The sequence below is a fragment of the uncultured Corynebacterium sp. genome, from assembly GCF_945649885.1.
Classification (GTDB): domain Bacteria; phylum Actinomycetota; class Actinomycetes; order Mycobacteriales; family Mycobacteriaceae; genus Corynebacterium.
Map to the genome: position 1 here is coordinate 21,404 of NZ_CALZFS010000007.1, position 20,912 is coordinate 42,315.

The window sequence follows — 20,912 nt, forward strand, 5'->3', positions numbered from 1 at the left end:
CACTCCTCTTCGTGGACTTAAACCACGTAACTCTCGGAACTAACAGGCCGTGGGCTGCCCATTCAGGCGCCTGAGCACAGACCTTAACCACCGCGATTCTACCACGAAATGCCTAATCAACCTTCTTCCCGGAGGCCCGCTCCCCGGACAGGCACCACCAACTGACGCATGATCACCCTGTACATCACTCCACCCACACCCGCTGAAAGTTGGAGCCTGGCACCAGGCTGCACCAATCCCAGCAGATTCCGTCCCCGCTCCTGCCTGCCAGCAGCGTTAACCGCCCTCACCCCGTACACGGGGGATGCGTTTGACAATATTTCCGAACCTCACTTTATGCCCCTTTCGTTTGCCCCCGTTTACACCCTCAGTTAAAGCAACCAACTGTGTGAACCAGACAGAACGGACTAGGGTTGTGTGCAGCATATCCAGATTTTCTGGATGGATCATGGAATATTGACTTAAGTGGAGGACGAACCCGTGAAGTCCCTGAATTCGGCTGCCCGTCGCAGCGCGATCATGACTGTTGCCGCACTGTCGGCGCTTGCGCTGGCTTCTTGCAGTGCAGGACAGGTCACCCAGACCTCTAGCCAGGCTGCTGCTGTTGATGGCGCAAACGCCGACTCTGAGAACGGCGTGATCTCACTGCGTGACGTCACCATCCACGTCAATGAAGACGGCGAGGCTGGCCTGAAGTTCGTCGCTATCAACAACGACCAGAGCCACACCGTCCACACCCTCGAAAGCGTCACCGTTGACGGTGAGTACGAGGTCGAGATCGACGGTGCAGATCCACTCGACCGCGATTGTGCGATTGTCGCTGACCTCCAGGAAGAGCTGGATAAGCTCGTTGAGCCTGAAGCCGGCTGTACCCAGCACGTCGCCACCACTGTTGAGAACCCAGGTTTCGCCTATGGCGGCAACCTCCCGGTTGAGTTCGTCTTCGACACCGGTTCCATGACCGTTGACGCAGCCATCTCCGCGCCCCTGCTGGAGTCCGGCACCTTCAACCGTGAACAGGGTGAAGGCGGAGCGCACGAGGGTTCCCACTAGAACCTCCATTCTGTCTCCAGCAACTGACCCAGGCCCCGTGGCCTGGGTTTTTTGCTTCCCAGTTGTTTCCTACATGCCGATGAAATGCCATCATCCATTATTCGAACACGCTTTTGTCCGGTACACAGTTTAGGATGAGGGACATGGCTAAAAAGGTACGCAGTGTGCATGAGTGTTCTGAATGTGGTTATTCCAGCCCCAAGTGGCTGGGCCGGTGCCCCGAATGTGGTTCCTGGGGGTCCATGGCCGAACGCACGCTGGGCGACACCCGAAGTGGCGGGGCGGCACATGCGGCGGTGTCAGGCACTGCTCCCGCGGGTCTGACACCAACATCCCCAGCGGTACCGATTGGCAAGATTGTGGCCAGCACCGCCACGAGTATCTCCACCGGTATCGGGGAACTTGACCGCGTCCTGGGCAATGGCATCGTTCCCGGCTCTGTGGTTCTCATGGCTGGTGAACCCGGTGTGGGTAAATCCACCCTCCTGCTGGAGGTGGCCAGCCGGTGGTCATCCATGAAGGAAGGTGACAGCACCCGCACCGCGCTCTATGTCACCGCCGAGGAATCTGCCGGACAGGTGCGTCTACGTGCTGAACGTACCAATGCGGTGAAAGACACTCTGTATCTAGCTGCTGAATCCAATCTGGATGTGGTCTTCGGTCATGTCAACCAGTTGAAGCCCAGCCTGGTGATCGTGGACTCCGTGCAGACCATGCATGCCGCCGGGGTGGAAGGTGTAGCTGGTGGTGTGGCTCAATCCCGTGCCGTTACCGCAGCGCTGACCACCCTGGCTAAAACCTCAGGCATTCCCATCCTCCTGGTGGGCCATGTAACCAAGGACGGCAACGTGGCCGGACCCAGGGTTCTGGAACACCTGGTGGACGTGGTGCTCAACTTCGAAGGCGACCGCCACTCCTCCCTGCGCATGCTGCGTGGCATCAAGAACCGTTTCGGCGCCACCGATGAGGTGGGTTGTTTTGAACAGCAGTCCGATGGCATCAAGGAGGTCCGTGACCCCTCAGGGCTCTTCCTCTCCCACCGTGGCTCCACCCCGGATGGCACAGCTGTCACCGTGGCCATGGACGGTGTACGACCGCTCCTGGCTGAGGTGCAGAGCCTGCTGGTGGATGCCCCCTCCAAAAATCCCCGGCGTGTGGTCACCGGTCTGGACACCACCCGTGTCCCAATGGTTCTTGCTGTGCTGTCTGCACGTGCCGGCCGGGCCACGCAGAGCAAGGACGCCTATGTGGCCACCGTTGGTGGCATGAAGGTAGGCGAACCCGCAACAGATCTCGCAGTCGCACTAGCGACTGCGTCTGCACTGGCAAAGAAGCCACTGCCGGATAAAACCGTGGTCCTGGGCGAGGTCGGACTGGCAGGCGAGATCCGACGGGTCCCCAACATGGAAAGACGACTAGCTGAGGCGGAGCGTCTAGGCTACGAAAAGGCCATTGTGCCTGCAGGTTCAGTACTGAAGAAGACCGGTTTGAAAGTTATCGAGGCATCAACACTGGTTGAGGCGCTGGCAGCTGTAAAGTTGTAATTTATGACTCCCACCACCCCCGTTCCGGCCCTTGTCGGGGCATCAGAATCCGGATCAACCAGCGCCCCGGATGTTCACACCATGCGTGCCACCCTGCAACGTCTAGCACCCGGCACACCTCTGCGTGATGGCCTGGATCGTATTGTCCGGGGTCATACCGGAGCCCTCATCGTCATCGGCGATGAGGAAAACGTCACCTCCATCTGCGATGGCGGCTTTGAATTCGATGTCACCTTCGCCGCCACCCGCCTGCGCGAACTGTGCAAGATGGACGGTGCTGTCATCCTCTCTTCTGCAGGTGACCGCATCAAACGTGCCAATGTGCAGCTGATCCCCTCACCCACCTGGCCTACCCAGGAATCGGGAACCCGCCACCGTTCCGCTGAGCGCACCGCACTTCAGACCGGAGTCCCGGTGATTGCAGTATCTGAATCACAAAACACCATCACCCTCTACGTGGAGGGCCAGTCCCATATTCTGGAGCAGCCCTCCACCCTGCTCAACCGTGCCAACCAGGCGTTGGGAACCATGGAGCGTTACCGCGATCGTCTGGATCAGGTGAATACCCGACTGCACATGGCTGAGCTGCACAACTACGCCACGGTGATCGATGTGGTTTCTGTGATTCAGCGTGAGGAGATGCTCCGACGCGTCGGCGAAGCCATCGATGGCAATGTTCTGGAACTGGGCAAGGAAGCAAAACAGATCCAGATCCAGTTGTCTGAGCTTCGTGGTGACAATGACCGTGAACGTGGTTTCATCATCGCTGATTATCTGGTCACCGATGGCATCCCCACCGATGAGTCCGTTGAGGAAGCCCTGGTGGGCATCACGGACCTTGATGATAAATCCCTGATGAAGGCCTCCAATATCGCCCGCATCCTCGGCCTTCCCCCAACTGAGGAAGCACTGGATGAACCGGTGGTTCCCCGTGGCTACCGCACCCTCAACAGGGTTCCCCGAGTACAGAAATTTCTCATGGACAAGCTCATCGCGGCATTCGGAAACTTAGATGCCCTGGCTGGTGCCTCCACGGAAGACCTTGCCGCCATTGAAGGTGTGGGGTCCCTCTGGGCCCGCCACATCACTGAAGGCCTGGGACGTCTGCGCTAACTTTTTTCTCCGGTTGTGCAGACATAGCTGATCCCCAGGAAGATGATGTTCTGGAACAGCTCTTCCTGGGGATCACATCGTTTTCAGGGATTAGCGCAGATTGAAGGTGTGCGCCTGTGAAGGATTATCACCGATCACGGTGTGCAGGAAATAGGATCCTTCGGGAACCAGCTGACGGTTGGAGCACTGCCCCGAGGCGGAACCGGTGCGGGACCAGATCGCCTGGAAGAAACGCTCCTCACCAGCGGGAAAGACACGGGTTCCAGTTTCAACAGCGGGGTTGCAGTCCACATCGGACCAGATACGTGCATTACTGGCCAGGTCATAGACCTCAAACCGCAGGACGCTGTCATCCAGGTCGATCTCGCAGTCCTCTTTAGTGGGGTTACCCACGGTCATGTACAGCTGCGGCTGCTCACCCGGCCCAAAGTTCGGTTTGTTGCTGCTGGCGGTGATGAGGAGATCGGAGAGTTCGCAGGTTTCCTTCGCGTCCTCTGATGGTTCCTCAGTGGATGTCGTAGAAGGGCTGGTGGTCGGTTCCTCAGACTCACTGGGTTCCTCAGGCGCATCAGAACTGTCCGCGGTATCAGCCGCGTCCGGGTCGGCGGTGGAATCAACTGATGACCCTGCGGCGTCTCCGGTGCTGGCTTCTACCGCTGAGGTGGTTACCAGTGGAGAGGTTGCGGCAGCGTTTTCAGATTCCTCGGAGGATCCATCACCACGCAGAGCGGTGACACCCGCAATGATCAAAACAACGACCACAAGCAGGATGACAAGCGCAGCCAGTCGGCGGCGCTTGTAGATGACTTCATTTTGTCTCGGCGTTCCCACATCACACAGCTTATTCTCTGTGCGTCAGCGAAGGAGGAACCAACACGTGGGCGTGTTGGCTTTCCACCCCAGCTCTTAAACGATGTTTAACCGACGTTGCGGGTAATCACAGGTTTTGTCAGTCCATCAGAGAGACGGTAACGCAGACCAACGATGCCGACTTTACCTGCCTCAACGCGCTCGCTGATTTCTGGGGAACGGGTGAGGATCTGCTCCACGGTGGCCACCACGTGGTGGCTCTCAAACTCCTCGATGGTCTTCATGCCCAGGCCCCGTGCCTCAAGAATGGAAGGGGCGACCTTCTCAATCATGACGCGCTGGTAACCACCCGGGATGTGTCCGCCATCGAGGGCTTCTGCAGTGGCACGAACAGCACCACAGGACTCATGCCCCATGACGATGACTAGTGGAACTTCAAGAGCCTCGATGGCGTACTCGATAGAAGCGAAGACACCCTGGTCAAGGATTTCACCGGCGGTGCGGACCACGAAGAGATCGCCCAGCCCGACATCGAAGATGATCTCCACAGGGACGCGAGAGTCAGAGCAGGAGATGACGACCGCAGCCGGCTTCTGCCCCTCGCGCAGCTCGCGCCTGCGGGAGCCATCCACGTGTGGACGGTCCTCCGTGTAATTCATAAACCGCTTATTACCCAACTTCAGCGCTTCCCACACCGCAGCAGGGGTTCGTTCTACATTTTGCAATGGCATGGCTTCATTCTTCCACTCCATATGTTTGGGATGCGAACTGCCCTGGGTTAGAATTTGCGGGACATGTCACATATTTTGCTTCAAAACTCCGTCCTCCAGTGGTTTCGCGCCAAGGCCCGCGACCTTGCGTGGCGGGCACCGCACACCTCCGCATGGGGAATCCTGCTCTCAGAAGTCATGAGTCAGCAGACTCCGGTAGCTCGTGTGGAGCCGATCTGGCTGGAGTGGATGGCAAAATGGCCCACCCCGGAAGCCTTTGCCAATGCCTCCACCGATGAGGTGTTGCGAGCCTGGGGAAAATTGGGTTATCCACGACGCGCCCTGAGGTTGTTGGAGTGTGCGAGAGAGATTGTCGCAAAGCACGACGGCCGGGTACCGAACACCGTCGATGAGCTGCTCGCGCTGCCTGGGATCGGTGATTACACGGCGCGCGCTGTTGCAGCCTTCGCCTATGGGCTCAATGTGCCAGTCGTGGATACCAATGTGCGCCGTGTGTACCGGCGTGCGGTCGAGGGACGGTTCCTGCAGGGTACCGCCTCCAAAAAAGAGCTTGTCGACGTCGCCGCCATCCTCCCGCGTGCCGACGGTCCCGAATTTTCCGCTGGAATTATGGAACTGGGCGCATTGGTATGCACCGCCACCTCCCCGAAGTGCGCGGTGTGCCCCCTGATTGATATCTGCGAATGGCAGCGCCTGGGATGCCCGGCACCATCAGAAGAGGAACTAGCCTCTGCGAAAAAGCGCGTGCAGAAATTCATCGGCACCGACCGCCAGGTACGTGGCTTGATCATGGATGTGCTGCGCAAGACCAGTGGGCCCGTGGAGAAATCAGCTATCGATGTGGTCTGGCCCGATGAAGCACAACGCTCCCGCGCACTGTTCTCCCTCATTGACGACGGCCTGGCTGAGCAGGACGAGAAGGGCTACTTCCACCTGCCGCGGTAATTGAACCCGCCGGGCAGCCTCACCGAGAACCCACCCCTGCTGTTGAACGTCACCGGTCCAAGTCTCTTGGAACCTGAGACTCCTGACTTGGACACATTCACCCAGCTGTCTTTTCCTGTTTTCATGCGTTTTCTGAAATTAAAACCCATGGGTGCCAGTGTAAAGAAAAGCTGTGTTGTTATTGGGGCTGATAGGGCTAAAGACAAGTTAGAACAGAAGGGGGTAGGAGACCACTGTTGGTGAAGCTGTGGTTAATGTTCTGGTTTCTTACCCAGACGGCACTTCCAGGGTAGTTCCGGTGAATCTCACTGCTGTTGCTAAGCCAGTGGTCGAGGACCCTAAGCATGAAACTCCATCGAAGCCTCGCCCACCACCTAAGTCTGGTGGCAGTTCCTTCGGCTCCAGCTAAGCCGTTGAACCACACCTGATTGATAGAACCGCACCTGAAATTCCTTCCAAGAGGAAAATGAGATGCGGTTCTTTTCGCACTAAAGCGTTGGGATAGCACGGCGATGTTCGGTCATCCTCGTTGAATTCGTGCAGCAGATATTCTGCCTCCCCCCCCCATCATCATCTGGCTTCAGTATTTTTTAGATTATGGTTACCAGTAGCAACCCAGGGTTTTCCTATATTTTTACGCAGGAGTTTTCCGCTTTGAAATCCAAGAAAATGATGTCATTGCTGACAGCTACCGCTTTGTCCGGTGGCATCATCACCGCTGCCGTTGTCACGCCATCCATCGTTGCCGCTGCAGAAAGCATGGCTGATCAACATCAGCCTTCCTATGTCCCTGCTGCTGGCTCCACCAATAATCTGATCTCATTTTCTTCTCTGACATCAGCTGAAGAACTTCCGGATGGAACTCAGTTCCATCTTGAAAATAATGAGGATTATCTGGTTGTTGCAGGTATCTACGTGAGGGTGAAGGACGATGGAAAAATTGTCTTTTCCGTATGGAACGGCCCCGGTGCTCAGGCGATCCCGGTCTCCGGCACAACCATTACGGTTCCGATCACCGTCGCGTACCCGGATCAGTCATCGGAGGTGATCACAGCTGAACTTACTCTGGCACCCCCACATGATGAAGGATTCGATGTTGTCTATGATGCCCCTTCGGTGGAACAGGGAACAACAGCTACCCTCCACCCTGCTGATGAAGAACTCCCCGAAGGTACGTCGATCGAGGTGATTGACAGTGCCACAACCCTGAATCTCCAGGATTCAGGATGGGAGTTCTCTGCTGAGGAGAATGCTGCATTAACCGTCGTGGCTCCTGAAGAAGTCACCGGCCCCATCCATCTTCAGTTGCGGGTCTCATACCCCGATGGCACCAGTGAACTGGCAACCACCATGGTGGAGGTCATTGACCCGACCCTGCCTCAACCTGAAGTCATTGATCCCACCCCGCCACAGGCAGACAACCCCGGGGACATCTACCCGGTGGGAGCCATCACCCAGGGTGCTTTAGCCACCATCTCCCCGGATGATTCATTGCTGCCTGATGGCACAACGATCTCACTTGTTGATGATTCACAGCTGCAGGATCTGCTCAGCGCAGGGTGGGACATCCATGTGGGTGATGAAAACGTCCTCTTCTACACCGCTCCATTCGCTGCCAAGGGACCTGCCACCGTCAATCTTCTGGTGGACTACCCAGATGGCACCCAGTCAGAAACTACAGCGGCCATCCATGTCCATGCCTCCAACCTTGCCGGGCACCATGATGTCAGCTACCCCGACACCGCCATCCTTGCCGGCGGGTCCGCGATCATCGCCCCGGTGACCACGGATCTCCCAGCTGACACCACCATCACGCTGGTGGAGGATACAGCTCTGGAGGCGGCACGGCATGCCGGATGGAGCCTCACCATCAATGACACTGGCAGGATCGCCATCTCCACACAGGAATCCATCGTTGATGGACGCAATGTGGTGAATGTTCTGATTTCCTACCCGGATGGCACCTCCGAGGTCACTGCTGTGGACCTCCTGGCCCTGCCTCAACCAACACCTGAGGAAGCTGAAGGGGAAGCTCCAACCAAGGCCCATCCAGTTCCCTGGTCCAGCTGGGGCTTCTTCGGTTCTAGCTGATCTGCTCACAGCCCGCAGATAAAAAGACCAGCACCCCTGAGAACTTTCCTCAGGGGTGCTGGCTTTTCGTCGCTAAGTGATCAGTATCTACTGCTCACGCTGTGGTGCAGCACCGCCGGTCTGCTCATCATCGGAGCCGTAGTAGTCACCGGAGACACGCTCGGAGTCATCGGTGTTGGAAGCATCCTCGTCGAGTTCGCGCAGGGTCTCAGGATCGACGTCATCCAGGGAACCGGTCTCTGGGACATCACCATCGGCTGCGGAGTCAACGTCCTGGATGGCCTCGGCAGCTTCAACGGAGATCTCCGAGAACTGGCCTTCCGGCATTGGCTTCGGGCGTGGGGTGAAGGTGAACTTCGCGCCGTCGGTGTTCTTGGATTCGCCGTCCCAGCCTTCGACGTCCACGGAGACGATCTCGCCGGCACCGATTTCGCCGAAGAGGATCTTCTCAGACATTGCGTCCTCGATCTCGCGCTGGATGGTGCGACGCAGTGGTCGTGCACCCAGTACTGGATCGAAGCCACGGGAGGCCAGGAGAGCCTTGGCCTTGTCGGTGAGCTCGATGCCCATGTCCTTGTCCGCAAGCGCACCGGCAACACGGCCGATGAGCAGGTCAACCATCTTGACGATCTGATCGCGGGTGAGCTGGTGGAAGACCACGATCTCATCAATACGGTTGAGGAACTCTGGTCGGAAGTGCTTCTTCAGCTCATCGTTGACCTTGTTCTTCATGCGGTCGTACTGGGCATCGGAATCGGTCTCGGAGGAACCGGAGAAGCCGAGGCCGACTGCCTTGGAGATGTCCTGGGTACCAAGGTTGGAGGTGAAGATCAGAACGGTGTTCTTGAAGTCCACCACGCGGCCCTGGCCGTCGGTGAGGCGTCCGTCTTCCAGCACCTGCAGGAGGGTGTTGTAGATCTCCTTGTGCGCCTTCTCGATCTCGTCGAAAAGCACGACGGAGAACGGCTTGCGGCGCACCTTCTCGGTGAGCTGGCCGCCCTCGTCGTAGCCGACGTATCCCGGAGGGGCACCGAAGAGACGGGACGCGGTGAAGCGGTCGTGGAACTCACCCATGTCGATCTGGATGAGGGAATCATCATCGCCGAAGAGGAATCCAGCAAGTGCCTTGGACAGCTCGGTCTTACCAACACCGGACGGGCCGGCGAAGATGAAGGAACCGGAAGGACGCTTCGGGTCCTTCAGGCCGGCACGGGTACGACGGATCGCACGGGACACGGCCTTGACTGCCTCATCCTGGCCGATGATGCGCTTGTGCAGCTCCTCTTCCATGTTGAGCAGACGTGAGGACTCGGCTTCGGTGAGCTTGAATACCGGGATGCCGGTCCAGGTGGCCAGCACCTCCGCAATCTGTTCCTCGCCGACCTCAGCGATCTCCTCGAGATCACCTGAACGCCACTGCTTTTCCTTCTCAGAACGCTCTTCCCCGAGCTTGCGCTCCTGGTCGCGCAGACCTGCGGCCTTCTCGAAGTCCTGGGCGTCAATCGCTGCCTCCTTCTCGCGGCGGACATCGGCGATACGCTCATCGACCTCACGCAGGGATTCCGGGGCGGTCATGCGCTTGATACGCATGCGGGCGCCGGCCTCATCGATGAGGTCAACAGCCTTATCCGGCAGGAAGCGGTCATTGATATAGCGGTCTGACAGCTGGGATGCGGCAACCAGTGCACCATCGGTGATGGAAACGCGGTGGTGTGCCTCATAGCGGTCACGCAGACCCTTGAGGATCTCAATGGTCAGCTCAACGGAAGGCTCCGGAACCTGAACAGGCTGGAAACGACGCTCGAGAGCGGCATCCTTCTCAATGTGCTTGCGGTACTCATCCAGGGTGGTGGCACCGATGGTCTGGAGCTCACCACGGGCCAGCTTCGGCTTCAACAGGGAAGCTGCGTCAATCGCGCCTTCTGCGGCACCGGCACCAACCAGGGTGTGGATCTCATCGATGAACAGGATGATATCGCCGCGCTGGTTGATCTCCTTGAGTACCTTCTTCAGGCGCTCCTCGAAGTCACCGCGGTAACGGGAACCTGCCACCAGGGAACCGAGGTCAAGGGAATAAACCTGCTTGTCCTTCAGGGTCTCCGGGACCTTGCCGTTAACGATGTCCAGGGCCAGACCCTCGACAACAGCCGTTTTACCGACGCCTGGCTCACCGATCAAAACAGGGTTGTTCTTGGTACGACGGGAGAGCACCTGCATGATGCGCTCAATTTCCTTATCGCGGCCCACAACCGGATCCAGCTTGCCGTCCTTGGCAGCCTGGGTCAGGTTACGGCCGAACTGGTCCAGGACCAGGGAATTGGAACGCTCACCGGCGCCACCGGGGGCACGACCACCCGGTGCGGAACCGGCACCAACGGCGTCGCCACCGCCCTGGCCACCCTGTGGGCTATCCGGGGATCCGCCCTGGCCACCTTCGTAGCCGGAGAGAAGCTGAATAACCTGCTGACGCACGCGTGGCAGATCAGCACCGAGCTTAACCAGCACCTGGGCTGCTACACCCTCGCCCTCACGGATGAGGCCGAGCAGCAGGAACTCGGTGCCGATGTACTTGTGGCCCATCTGAAGGCCCTCGCGCAGCGAAAGCTCCAGGACCTTCTTGGCACGTGGGGTAAAGGGGATATGACCGGTGGTCGGCTTGGAGCCCTGACCGATAATCTCCTCGACTTCCTGACGCACGGCGTCGAGGGAAATACCCATGGACTCCAGGGCCTTCGCTGCCACACCCTCGCCCTCATGAATGAGGCCGAGGAGGATGTGCTCCGTCCCGATGTAATTGTGGTTGAGCATGCGCGCCTCTTCCTGCGCGAGCACAATCACGCGGCGTGCACGATCGGTAAACCTCTCGAACATGTTCTCCCCTTACTTCTACTTCTAACGTCTAATTTTAACTTTCACCCACTCTAACGCGGGGAAAGGTGAAAACTTCCCTGCTTTTCCGGCTGCAGCTGGCAACAGGACGACAGTACTGGAAATAGTGCCAGCTCAAAGGGTGTTTTTATGGCAGTTTTCACCCTGTACGCCTGTAGCGAACAGGCCTGTGACGCTCCCCCGTGGGACTGCGGCTCGGCGACCGGGGACGAGAGCCGGGTGGGGCGTCGTCAAGCACGGGGTGGAGAAAACGGTATCCTCGCGGGTGTTTCCGCACACCGACCACAGGAGGAGAAACAATGCGTTTTCTCAATGATTCCACCCCACCCCACGAGCTAACATATGCGGATGTTTTTATGGTTCCTTCGCGGTCCTCTGTGGGATCACGCATGTCGGTTGACCTGAACACCCAGGATGGCACCGGCACCACCATCCCACTGGTGGTATCCAATATGACTGCTGTTGCCGGCCGACGCATGGCCGAGACCATTGCGCGCCGCGGTGGCATCGCGATCCTGCCGCAGGATGTGCCCGCCGACATCGCCGCGGACACCATCCGGGTGGTCAAGGAAGCCGACCTGGTTTTCGACACCCCCATCACCATCAAGCCACACCACACTGTCGGCTATGCCCGCAACCTGCTGCACAAGCGCGCCCACGGTGCCGCGATCGTGCTCGACGACGATCGTCCCGTTGGTCTGATCACCGACAAGGACCTGCGTTCGGTGGACAATTTCACGCAGGTGGGCACCCTGATGAGCACTGCTCTGCTCACCCTGCCGGATGACATCTCCCCGCAGGAAGCTTTCGGAATTCTGCATGAAGCCAGCCGCAAACTCGCGCCAGTGGTGGCTGCTGACGGTAGTTTGCGCGGCATTTTAACCCGCAAGGGGGCACTGCGCGCCACCATGTACAAACCAGCCGTGGATGCCGATGGCCGCCTGCGGGTCGGCGCTGCGATCGGCATCAACGGCGACATCGAAGGACGCACCAGGGAGCTTGTCGACGCCGGTGCCGACGTCCTCGTGGTCGATACCGCCCACGGCCACCAGGACAGCATGATCGCAGCATTAAAGCGCGTGAAGGCTCTGGGAGTTTCCGTACCGGTGGTGGCCGGCAACGTAGTCACCGCTGATGGGGTGCGTGATCTGGTTTCGGCTGGCGCGGATATCGTGAAGGTCGGTGTGGGACCGGGCGCCATGTGCACCACCCGCATGCAGACCGGTGTCGGCAGACCACAGTTCAGCGCCGTGCTGGAATGTGCGACTGCCGCCCGTGAGCTTGGCGCTCATGTCTGGGCCGATGGTGGGGTGCGCGATCCCCGCGATGTTGCCCTGGCATTGGCTGCAGGTGCCTCCAATGTGATGGTGGGATCCTGGTTCTCCGGAACCTATGAATCCCCCGGTGATCTCCACTTCGAATCCGACGGCCGCATGTACAAGGAATCCTTCGGCATGGCGTCACGCCGTGCTGTGGAAAATCGCAACCAGAAAGTCGAAGCCTTTGAAAAGGCCCGACGCGCCATGTTCGAGGAAGGCATCTCCACCGCCCGCATCTACGTGGATAAGAAAAACGGTGGTGTGGAGGATCTGGTGGACAATATCATTGCCGGTGTCCGCTCCTCCTTCACCTATGCGGGTGCGGATTCCATCCCAGTATTTGCTGAGCGTGCCGTGGTGGGTGTGCAGTCAACAGAAGGGTATGCGGAGGGTAAGCCGCGGTCATCGCGCTAGGTTGTTGACTGGGCGGTTATTCGGCGCAGGGCTTTGGTGTTGGCCCACACCAGGTAACCGCCCATGACGACCAGGTAAATCGGCACAAACCACATGCTGAACCAGGAAGTGTCCCTGGAACCGAGAAGATTGAAAGCCATAATTGCTGCACCGATGGCGATGACGATCCAACTTGCCACGATGAGCAGGGTGTGAGTCCTCTTGGAATGTTCCGGGGACTTCTTCTTGGCAGGCCGCTTGGTCATGTAGCTCCTGGTTCTGTTTTTAGGGCTTGTGGATACAGAATCAAGGGTACGTATGCATGTGTACTAACGCTAAGCGGGTATTTCTTCCTCCACACGGGTGACAAAGAGGGATGAAACAAGCGCGATCACGGCAATGATTCCACCCGCAATGAATGCCACCCGGGTACCGGAGGCAACTGCTTCTGCCTGCGCGCTTCCTGCATTGGAAGCCAGCAGGGTGCCGAAGGACAGAGCTGCAATCATGATGGCGGTACCTGCGGCACCAGCCAGCTGCTGAAGAGTATTCAGAATCGCAGAACCATGTCCATAGAGGGTTCGTGGCAGGGAACCCAGGGCAGTGGTCATCAGTGGAGTCATCATCAGACACATACCCACGGAGAACACCGTGTGCAGGACGACGACCATGGCCACCGGTGAGAAACCGTCAAGCAGGGTAAAAGCCCAGGCAGCCACCGTGAGCAGGACAGCACCCGGGATCAGCAGCGGACGTGGGCCCACCTTGTCGTAGAACCGGCCGATGAACGGTGCGACAACGCCCTGCAGGAGACCACCCGGCATGACAACGAGACCGGTGACCAGCGCAGTCACACCCAGGGAATTCTGCAGGTAGATCGGCAGGACCATCACGGTGCCCAGCATCGCACCGAAGGCCAGCAGGATAGCCACCAGGGAGAAGGTGAAGTTGCGGACCTTGAAGGGGCGCAGATCCATCAGCGCACGATCTTCCTCACCCAGCTGGATCTGACGCCAGACAAAAATGGCCAAGGACACCAGGCCGAGCGCGATAATGAGGATGGCTACTGTGCCCTCACCGTTGAGGATGGCACCAATAGAGCTGAAGCCATAGACCAGACCACCGAAGGCGACGGCGGACAACAGCACGGAGAACACATCCAGTGGGGAAACCTTGTTCTCACCGATGTTCTTGATCAGCAAGGTGCCCACAGCCAGGGCGATCAGGACGATGGGCAGCATCATCCAGAACAGCCAGTGCCAGGTCAGTGAGTTCAGGACGAAGCCGGACACTGTTGGTCCAAGCGCCGGTGCCACCGAAATGACAATGGAAATGATGCCCATCATGGAACCACGACGGTGTGCCGGAACAACCGTCAAAGTCACCGTCATGAGCAGTGGCATCACCAATGCGGTGCCCACTGCCTGGATGATGCGGCCGATCAGCAAGATGGCGAAGGTTGGTGCAAGGGCTGCCACCAAGGTGCCCACCGTGAAGAACAACAGTGCTGTGACAAAGATGGCCTTGGTGGTGAAGCGATCCAGCAGGAAACCGGTGGTCGGGATGACCACGGCCATGGTCAGCATGAAACCGGTGGTCAACCACTGTGCGGTGGTCTCCGGGACCTGGAAGTCAGCCATGATCGACGGCAGTGCGACAGACAAGATCGTCTCATTGAGAATCATGATCGTCGCAGAGATGACCAGGATGGAGAGCACTACAACAACCTCCCGTGGGAGCTTGTCCTGCTCAGGAGAGGTCTGCTTATTTACTTGGGTTTCCATAGAGGAGGGGAAGGACCTTTCAAGGCAAAATATTCAACAAGTGGGTCACCTGCTGAATGGGAAGAAAACCCCTCCAGCCTGCCACAGCCCAGGACGTTCACCAAACATCCTGGGTAGCTTGTCGATTAGGCAGGATTGGTGGCTGCGACAACCTGAGTACGTTCCAGTGGTTTGACAAAGAATGAGGCCACAAACCCGATCAATGCCAGGGCCACACCAGCAAGGAATGCCCCATTGGTGCCAGCAGCCTGAGCTGCAGTGATCTCCATACCATTTTCAGAAGCATTCAGTGCACCAACGGTCATCGCCGCGATGAGAATTGCTGTTCCCGCAGCACCACCGAGCTGCTGCAGGGTGTTCATGATGGCAGAACCATGTCCATAGAGCTGCTTGGGCAGGGACGCCAGGGAGAGAGCCATCATCGGGGTCATGATCAGTGCCATGCCCATGCCGAAGGTCACGTACATGGCAATGACTATCCAGATGCTGGAGTTCGCACTCAAACCCAGCCACATCCATATCTGGGATGCCAAGATGAGGCTGGTTCCTGGAATGACCAGAGGACGTGGACCCACTGAGTCATAGATCCTTCCAATGAAGGGAGCAAGAACGCCCTGGCTCAACCCACCGGGAAGAAGAACCAGACCGGTAACCAGTGCGGTGGCCAACAATGAGGTCTGCAGGTAGATCGGCAACACGATGACGGTACCCAGCATGGTGGCAAAAGTCATGGTGATGACCAGCATGGAGAAGGTGAAGTTCCGGACCTTGAAAGGCTTCATGTTCAACAGTGCACGGCCGCTTCGCTCCAGCAGGATCTGACGCCAGACAAACAACACCAGGAATACCAGTCCCACGGCAACAGCAGTCAGTGGGAGGAAAGACCCACCAGTGACAAAACCGTTGATGGTGGAGAGCCCATAAACCAGGCCGCCGAAGGCGATCGCGGAAAGAACAACCGACAGCACATCAAAACTGACCTTGGTGGTTTCAGAAGCATTGACCACCAGGAAGAATCCCGCAATCAAACAGGCCACACCGATGGGAACCATAATCCAGAACAACCAGTGCCAGGTCAGGGAATTCAGGACAACACCGGAAATGGTGGGTCCAACAGCAGGTGCCACAGAGATGACAATAGAGTTGACACCCATCATCATTCCGCGCCGTTCCGGGGCAACCAGTGTCAGGGTGACCGTCATCAGCAGGGGAAGCACAATCGCGGTGCCACCGGCCTGGATGACGCGGCCAGCAAGCAGAATGGGAAATGTCGGAGCAAGGGCTGCCATCACGGTACCCACGATGAACAGAATCATCGCGGTGAGAAACAGTGCGCGGGTGGTGAAACGCTGCAGCAGGAAACCTGTGGTCGGGATGGCAATAGCCATGGTCAGCATGAAGCCGGTGCTGAGCCACTGCACCACATCAGCACTGACACCGAAGTCCGTCATGATGGCTGGCAGCGCCACAGACAAAATAGTCTCATTCAGAATCATCACCATCGCAGCGATAACCAACACCGCAAGAACAAGATTCACCCGCCCCGGAGTCATGATCGGTGTTTCAGCTTTGGGTTTTGGCGGAGATGTCTTTGTGGTGGTCTCAACTGACATATGGTTACCGTTCTTTCTTTGAGGTTCTCAACCCCGATATCCACAACCTTGTAGGTTCCGTGATCTCGGAGAGCTTGCATGTTAACCAGTTCCTCGGGTGCTTCATAAGCTGGGACTACCCCCGTTAGCAACCCGTTCGTGAGAACATCCTCAGTCTGGTGAAAACTGCTGTTCATTTCACATAAGTGCTGCTGGTGCTGCTAAACGGTCTTCTTAACCACCTGAGCCACCTGTTATGACTAGATTCAATGGACATGACGACAATCAGCGAACTGGACCTGGGAGTACTCCTGCACAGAGGTTTCACCACTCCGGTGGAACTCCAGCTCACTCGAACCTGGGATTCTGGTGAAGGGCAGTTCTTCTTCATTTTCAGTCATGTTCCTGCTGTACTCCCGGATGCTGAAGGTCTGCAGCTCGAAAGACAGGGCATGAACCTACGCATGCACCATGATGGTGTTGAGGTTCTGCGCCGGACAAAAGAGAGCATCTGGTATTTCCTTGAGGACTCTGTGTTGCCCTTCCATCACCAGGGCACCGAGGTGCAGATCCTGGAACCCTTGCGTTTCATCGTTGAGCCCTATCGCATGTGGTCCGAGTACTACCCACTTGCGCGACTGGATGTCACTCAGGCAGTTGCCTCCACCGTGGCCGGACGTGAGGCTTGGCAGATCCCAGTTCATACTCAGAATGAAGGCGGATTGACCAGCCTGGATATTGATGCAGAAACCGGTGTGGTCCTGGCAGCTGAAAGCGCGAAAGAAAGAATTGAGGTAGCCACAGTTTCCTACCCTGGGTCCATCGCTGATCCCACCTGGACTGGGGAACTGGCGAAGGTACCGGTGGTTACTGTTGATTTAAGTCCACTTGAGGTTGAGAACCACATCAGAATTTATGTGGATCGCCATAACAAACGGCATTTCCATAATGCACAGGTGGGTGATGTCATCCGCCTGCCCCTGATATTCCAGGTTGATTCTGATGCACCCGCTCATCGCAGAATCACCCGGCGCGGTCAGGTATTAAGCAATAACAAAGCGCCCAATAATGGCCAGTGGGAAGCCCACTTCATCAGCGATGGATGGCATGCTGCACTCACCTCTCCCATTCCACTGATCGGTGGAATAGAGGTCACCGGAGTCATCGAAGTCTCTCCCCATGATGACGGTCCCGCAACCAGCTTTGAGATCATCTGTATCCACGAGGCCGAGGAAATGCTCATCGACGCCCTCCCCTGTGCTTCCAATGCTCCCATCGAACCTCATATATTCCAGCCTTCCGATTACGCCCATGACGACACCTATCTCTGGATGTCTGACTTCCAGCTGCCGATTGTGCGCCGATGGTCATTAGAAACTGGTGAATACTGCGGTGAGGTGGCAATCCCTGCAGCTATCCAGCCATATGGTCCCTCCATCTTCCTCTCCCAGAACAAGAACGGTGAGGTGATCGCCTTCTGGCAGGATAACCGCTGGCTGGTCAAGGATGGATCCCCCTATGTCTACGAGAAATCACAACCATCTCCGGCTCAATCTGATCCTGAGCTTCCCGGGAACTGGACTCTGGACCAGGTCCTCAGCGATGGACTTTTCAGCGCATATCCCCTCCCACCCCTGAAAGATGCCTTCATCCGGCATATCGGCTCAGGCGAGAAACTCCAACCACTGGATACCGACAACTGGGGAGTCTCAGATGGTTTCATCTTGGGTGGGCAGATCATCATCGCCACCGGAAAAGCTGAATACCACCTGGATGAAAATCTCTACCTGCAGGAAATCATCAAGATCATTGACCGTGCCAGCTACGAGGTTTTTGATGATCTTCTCCTGCGCCGTACCGATACCCACGGCCAGCTCTTCATCCGTTCCACCGGTGAGGAACTCTGCTCCATCGACTGGAACCAACCCCAAATCCTCACGGCCAGCAGCGAGCATATTCTGGTGCTGCTCAACTTCGAGGAACTCGCCACTTGGACCCCGCAGGCTGGCTGGTGGACGGTGGAGCTGGGTGGGCGTCGATAAGCTCGCTGTCGCGAGAGCGCACCGGAGAGATCCAGGAAGGCGAACATGATGATGAGCAGCCCCAGGGCGACGATGCTGCCACCGCCAGGAGTCCTGAGCAGATCGCGAGTGAAGCGAGAAAGATCTGGTTTTCTCCCCCAATATTTTGTCTGACAAGACTGTAGGTTTGAGATCATGGTTGCTGGAGATCGTGGACTACGGGTGCTGTGTACTTTTCATGGGTTGGAAGGCTGCGTCCCCGGTTGGAAGCCCGGTGACCACCTCCTCCTCTTTTTGTCATTCAACCTGGGGGAAGCTCCGGTTGAGGGGTTAATGACCACCCGTCGTGGTGTGACAGAACAGGGTGAACTGGTTGACGGGGGTCGACTCTATGGATTTCACGCCGATGGTTGGAATGCACAGCTCTATTCCAGCCGGCCACTGCACCGTGAGGTTGAGCTCACCGGTTACTTCACACACAGCACCCACTCCAGCTTCGACGTACCCACCTATGCAGTGGTCACTGCCGTATACCAGCATGATTCAGACACCATCATCGACGTCACCCTCGACGGTGCGATCCCGCCTCCACTGCAGGATCCCAGTGACGGCCAGGTGATTTGCGACGGCTCCACCCTCTGGATCATCGAATCCCCTCTTCCATTTTTGCGTGGATTCTCCGTGTCCACCGGCGAGTTGGTAGAGGAAATTTCCGTCCCAACCTGGGATCCGCTCATCCGTGTAGGCGATGATCTGGTCAGTGACAGGATCCACAGTTGGAGATTGCCTGACCTTGAGCCGGTGAAAATTGGCTCTCCTCCGGAAGTGCCGGAGGGTTGGGAGATCATCAGAGATTTCGGGAACGGACTGTGCTCGCTCATACAGGCTATCGAGGCGACGGTGGGAGACTATTCTTCCTATTCCCTCATGCAGGTGGGTAATCCACCCCGCCTCCTGGATTTTGACCTGGGTCGTTATGAAGTTAATGGCGCATACCGATTTGGGGACAAGATCCATGTCTCCACCTGGAAACACCACCTGGTTCTGGCAGCAGACTTCACCGTGCTGGAAACCGACATCAAAGAAGATCTTCTGCTGATGTACACACCACTCACCACTGCCACGGGGCTTTCCTCCGGGCGGACCGTCGGGCCCTACGTGGTTTTCCGGGAGCCTGATGGGCTGACTTTCCATGATGCGGTGACCACAGAGAAGATCACTGAGCTTTCCCAACCTGAAAAAGCATGGATGAAGGTCGCTCATGCTTCTGAAGAACGCATCGTGGTGATCCTCCATAGGAATACTGTTCACGCCATCGCCGTGTGGGAACCGGACTCTGGCTGGCGTGAGTGCAAGTTACTCAGGCCATCTTCCTGAAATGCGCTGGTGCTCCGGCCGCCAGGGCTTCTCTGAGTAATCCGAGAAGTTCTGGTTTCTCTCCATCCAATTGCTTCGGCTCAATACGCAGAACCACATAGCCTTGGTTGGTGAAGAACTTCTCCCGTTCACGTTCCGCCATGAGAGCATCGTCCAGCTGCGCCGGGCTGTCAGTTTGTATTTTGATCGGCCATCGATCTCCACGATGATCCACCCGTTGATCAAGAAATCCACCACGTAGAAACGCCCACCTCTGTCTCTGTTGAAACGGACCTGCGGCTGGATGCTTCTGATGCCTGGCAGATTTGCCTCGTGGAGGATGAGGCGGGCTCGGGTTTCCTGGGCACTGTCGGAGTTGGGCACTGATAGTTCAATGGCTCGGCGGAGAACTCGCAGGCCACGATAGCGCCGATAAGCTCCGAGACGTCTGTGCAGCTCACCTTCAGTGAGCTCAGGATACTTGCGGCGGGCTGAATCGATGACCACCACCGCCGCATGCAGCCCCTCATAATGTGCGATGTCCAGCAACAATCTCATCAGTGAGGTCACACGGATGCCGTGGTACTCACGGATATCACCAGTATCTAATCGTCCATAGCGGTAGATGACTCCCTCTGGCCAGGTCTTCGGCGAGCTCGGGATACCACCATCAGGTAAATGGCACACCACCTGTTTTTCTACTCTCAGCGTGGCTAACTCCCACAACCTGGCAGCAGCTTGTCCCCCGACAACTGCCTTGTCCATTGTCATTCCCACCGCGAAGGCTCTTGCCGCCGCCTTATCCCATGGTGGAAGTCCCCGGTATACAGCGCAATCAACAGCAATCTCGGCCGTCAGTTTGAACAGAGTTCCATCAAGTAGACGATCATTCAGCTCATAGTCACTTTGTTTCAGTCGGGTCAGGTTTATCAGCCCGAACTCTTGTCCCCAGTTCCTCATAAAGCTGATCATCAGTGGATAAGACCGAGTCATCAAGCCCCTGCTAATACGGAAGCAGCGAAGCTGTGGATAGCCAGAATTCATCAACAGATTCAGGTGGCCCTGGGTTGCAGATCACCGGCAGAATCATTAACCCAGAAATCCTAACCCAGAAAGGGCACAAATTAACCCAGAGATCAGTACTGCTTTCTAAGAACAGGATCTCTGGGTTAATGAGAGGACGGGGAAAGAGCCTACTTCACTTCTGGCTTCACCAGTGGGAAGAGAACTGTTTCACGGATTCCGAGGCCGGTGAGGGCCATGAGGAGGCG

Annotated in this window: 16 protein-coding genes; 8 read left to right on the forward strand and 8 right to left on the reverse strand. The window is 57.3% G+C overall.

Translation table 11 applies throughout. The features are described 5' to 3' along the window. Positions 1 to 465: 465 nt before the first annotated feature. From Q0M74_RS01625 to disA, 3 genes are all read left to right on the forward strand, one after another. Positions 466 to 1,053, forward strand: a complete 588-nt coding sequence (locus Q0M74_RS01625) for a hypothetical protein (protein ID WP_293951145.1) — start codon at positions 466 to 468, stop codon at positions 1,051 to 1,053. Between the two features lie 143 nt (positions 1,054 to 1,196). Further along, positions 1,197 to 2,597 (forward strand): DNA repair protein RadA, encoded by a 1,401-nt coding sequence (gene radA, locus Q0M74_RS01630; protein WP_293951147.1) that lies wholly within the window; start codon positions 1,197 to 1,199, stop codon positions 2,595 to 2,597. Between the two features lie 81 nt (positions 2,598 to 2,678). Next, positions 2,679 to 3,710, forward strand: a complete 1,032-nt coding sequence (disA, locus tag Q0M74_RS01635) for a DNA integrity scanning diadenylate cyclase DisA (protein WP_293951171.1) — start codon at positions 2,679 to 2,681, stop codon at positions 3,708 to 3,710. A 90-nt stretch (positions 3,711 to 3,800) separates the two neighbouring features. On the opposite strand, the gene Q0M74_RS01640 is transcribed toward disA, so the two are convergent. Further along, positions 3,801 to 4,550, reverse strand: coding sequence for a hypothetical protein (locus tag Q0M74_RS01640; RefSeq protein ID WP_293951173.1), 750 nt, complete (start codon positions 4,548 to 4,550; stop codon positions 3,801 to 3,803). Between the two features lie 77 nt (positions 4,551 to 4,627). Continuing rightward, positions 4,628 to 5,251 (reverse strand): carbonic anhydrase, encoded by a 624-nt coding sequence (locus Q0M74_RS01645; RefSeq protein WP_293951149.1) that lies wholly within the window; start codon positions 5,249 to 5,251, stop codon positions 4,628 to 4,630. 63 nt (positions 5,252 to 5,314) lie between these two features. Here Q0M74_RS01645 and Q0M74_RS01650 point away from each other — a divergent pair, with 63 nt between their 5' ends. Next, entirely contained in the window at positions 5,315 to 6,196 is an 882-nt protein-coding gene (locus tag Q0M74_RS01650) for an A/G-specific adenine glycosylase (RefSeq protein ID WP_293951151.1), read from the forward strand. Here the strand turns inward: Q0M74_RS01650 and Q0M74_RS01655 are convergent. Continuing rightward, positions 6,175 to 6,345 (reverse strand): DUF4236 domain-containing protein, encoded by a 171-nt coding sequence (locus Q0M74_RS01655; RefSeq protein ID WP_293951153.1) that lies wholly within the window; start codon positions 6,343 to 6,345, stop codon positions 6,175 to 6,177. The genes Q0M74_RS01650 and Q0M74_RS01655 overlap by 22 nt on opposite strands. A 505-nt stretch (positions 6,346 to 6,850) precedes the next feature. Between Q0M74_RS01655 and Q0M74_RS01660 the strand changes: the two genes are divergently transcribed. Next, positions 6,851 to 8,287, forward strand: coding sequence for a Rib/alpha-like domain-containing protein (locus tag Q0M74_RS01660; RefSeq protein WP_293951155.1), 1,437 nt, complete (start codon positions 6,851 to 6,853; stop codon positions 8,285 to 8,287). A gap of 87 nt (positions 8,288 to 8,374) precedes the next feature. Here Q0M74_RS01660 and Q0M74_RS01665 read toward each other — a convergent pair whose 3' ends face one another. Then, positions 8,375 to 11,158, reverse strand: a complete 2,784-nt coding sequence (locus tag Q0M74_RS01665) for an ATP-dependent Clp protease ATP-binding subunit (RefSeq protein ID WP_293951157.1) — start codon at positions 11,156 to 11,158, stop codon at positions 8,375 to 8,377. Positions 11,159 to 11,475: 317 nt separating this feature from the next. Here Q0M74_RS01665 and Q0M74_RS01670 point away from each other — a divergent pair, with 317 nt between their 5' ends. Beyond that, entirely contained in the window at positions 11,476 to 12,909 is a 1,434-nt protein-coding gene (locus Q0M74_RS01670; protein ID WP_293951159.1) for a GuaB1 family IMP dehydrogenase-related protein, read from the forward strand. Here Q0M74_RS01670 and Q0M74_RS01675 read toward each other — a convergent pair. The 3 genes from Q0M74_RS01675 to Q0M74_RS01685 form a co-directional block, all read right to left on the reverse strand. After that, on the reverse strand, positions 12,906 to 13,154 hold the full coding sequence (locus tag Q0M74_RS01675; RefSeq protein ID WP_293951161.1) for a hypothetical protein: 249 nt from the start codon (positions 13,152 to 13,154) through the stop codon (positions 12,906 to 12,908). The genes Q0M74_RS01670 and Q0M74_RS01675 overlap by 4 nt on opposite strands. A gap of 69 nt (positions 13,155 to 13,223) precedes the next feature. After that, entirely contained in the window at positions 13,224 to 14,672 is a 1,449-nt protein-coding gene (locus Q0M74_RS01680) for an MDR family MFS transporter (RefSeq protein WP_293951163.1), read from the reverse strand. Positions 14,673 to 14,797: 125 nt separating this feature from the next. After that, positions 14,798 to 16,225, reverse strand: a complete 1,428-nt coding sequence (locus Q0M74_RS01685) for a DHA2 family efflux MFS transporter permease subunit (protein WP_293951175.1) — start codon at positions 16,223 to 16,225, stop codon at positions 14,798 to 14,800. Between the two features lie 314 nt (positions 16,226 to 16,539). On the opposite strand from Q0M74_RS01685, the gene Q0M74_RS01690 reads away from it, so the two are divergent. After that, positions 16,540 to 18,306 (forward strand): hypothetical protein, encoded by a 1,767-nt coding sequence (locus Q0M74_RS01690; RefSeq protein WP_293951165.1) that lies wholly within the window; start codon positions 16,540 to 16,542, stop codon positions 18,304 to 18,306. Between the two features lie 312 nt (positions 18,307 to 18,618). Further along, positions 18,619 to 19,662: a hypothetical protein gene (locus tag Q0M74_RS01695; RefSeq protein WP_293951167.1), complete on the forward strand. Its 1,044-nt coding sequence runs from the start codon at positions 18,619 to 18,621 to the stop codon at positions 19,660 to 19,662. On the opposite strand, the gene Q0M74_RS01700 is transcribed toward Q0M74_RS01695, so the two are convergent. After that, complete coding sequence (locus Q0M74_RS01700) at positions 19,642 to 20,406, reverse strand: hypothetical protein (RefSeq protein WP_293951169.1); 765 nt, start codon at positions 20,404 to 20,406, stop codon at positions 19,642 to 19,644. The two genes, Q0M74_RS01695 and Q0M74_RS01700, sit on opposite strands and share 21 nt — an antisense overlap. Between the last annotated feature and the right edge of the window lie 506 nt (positions 20,407 to 20,912).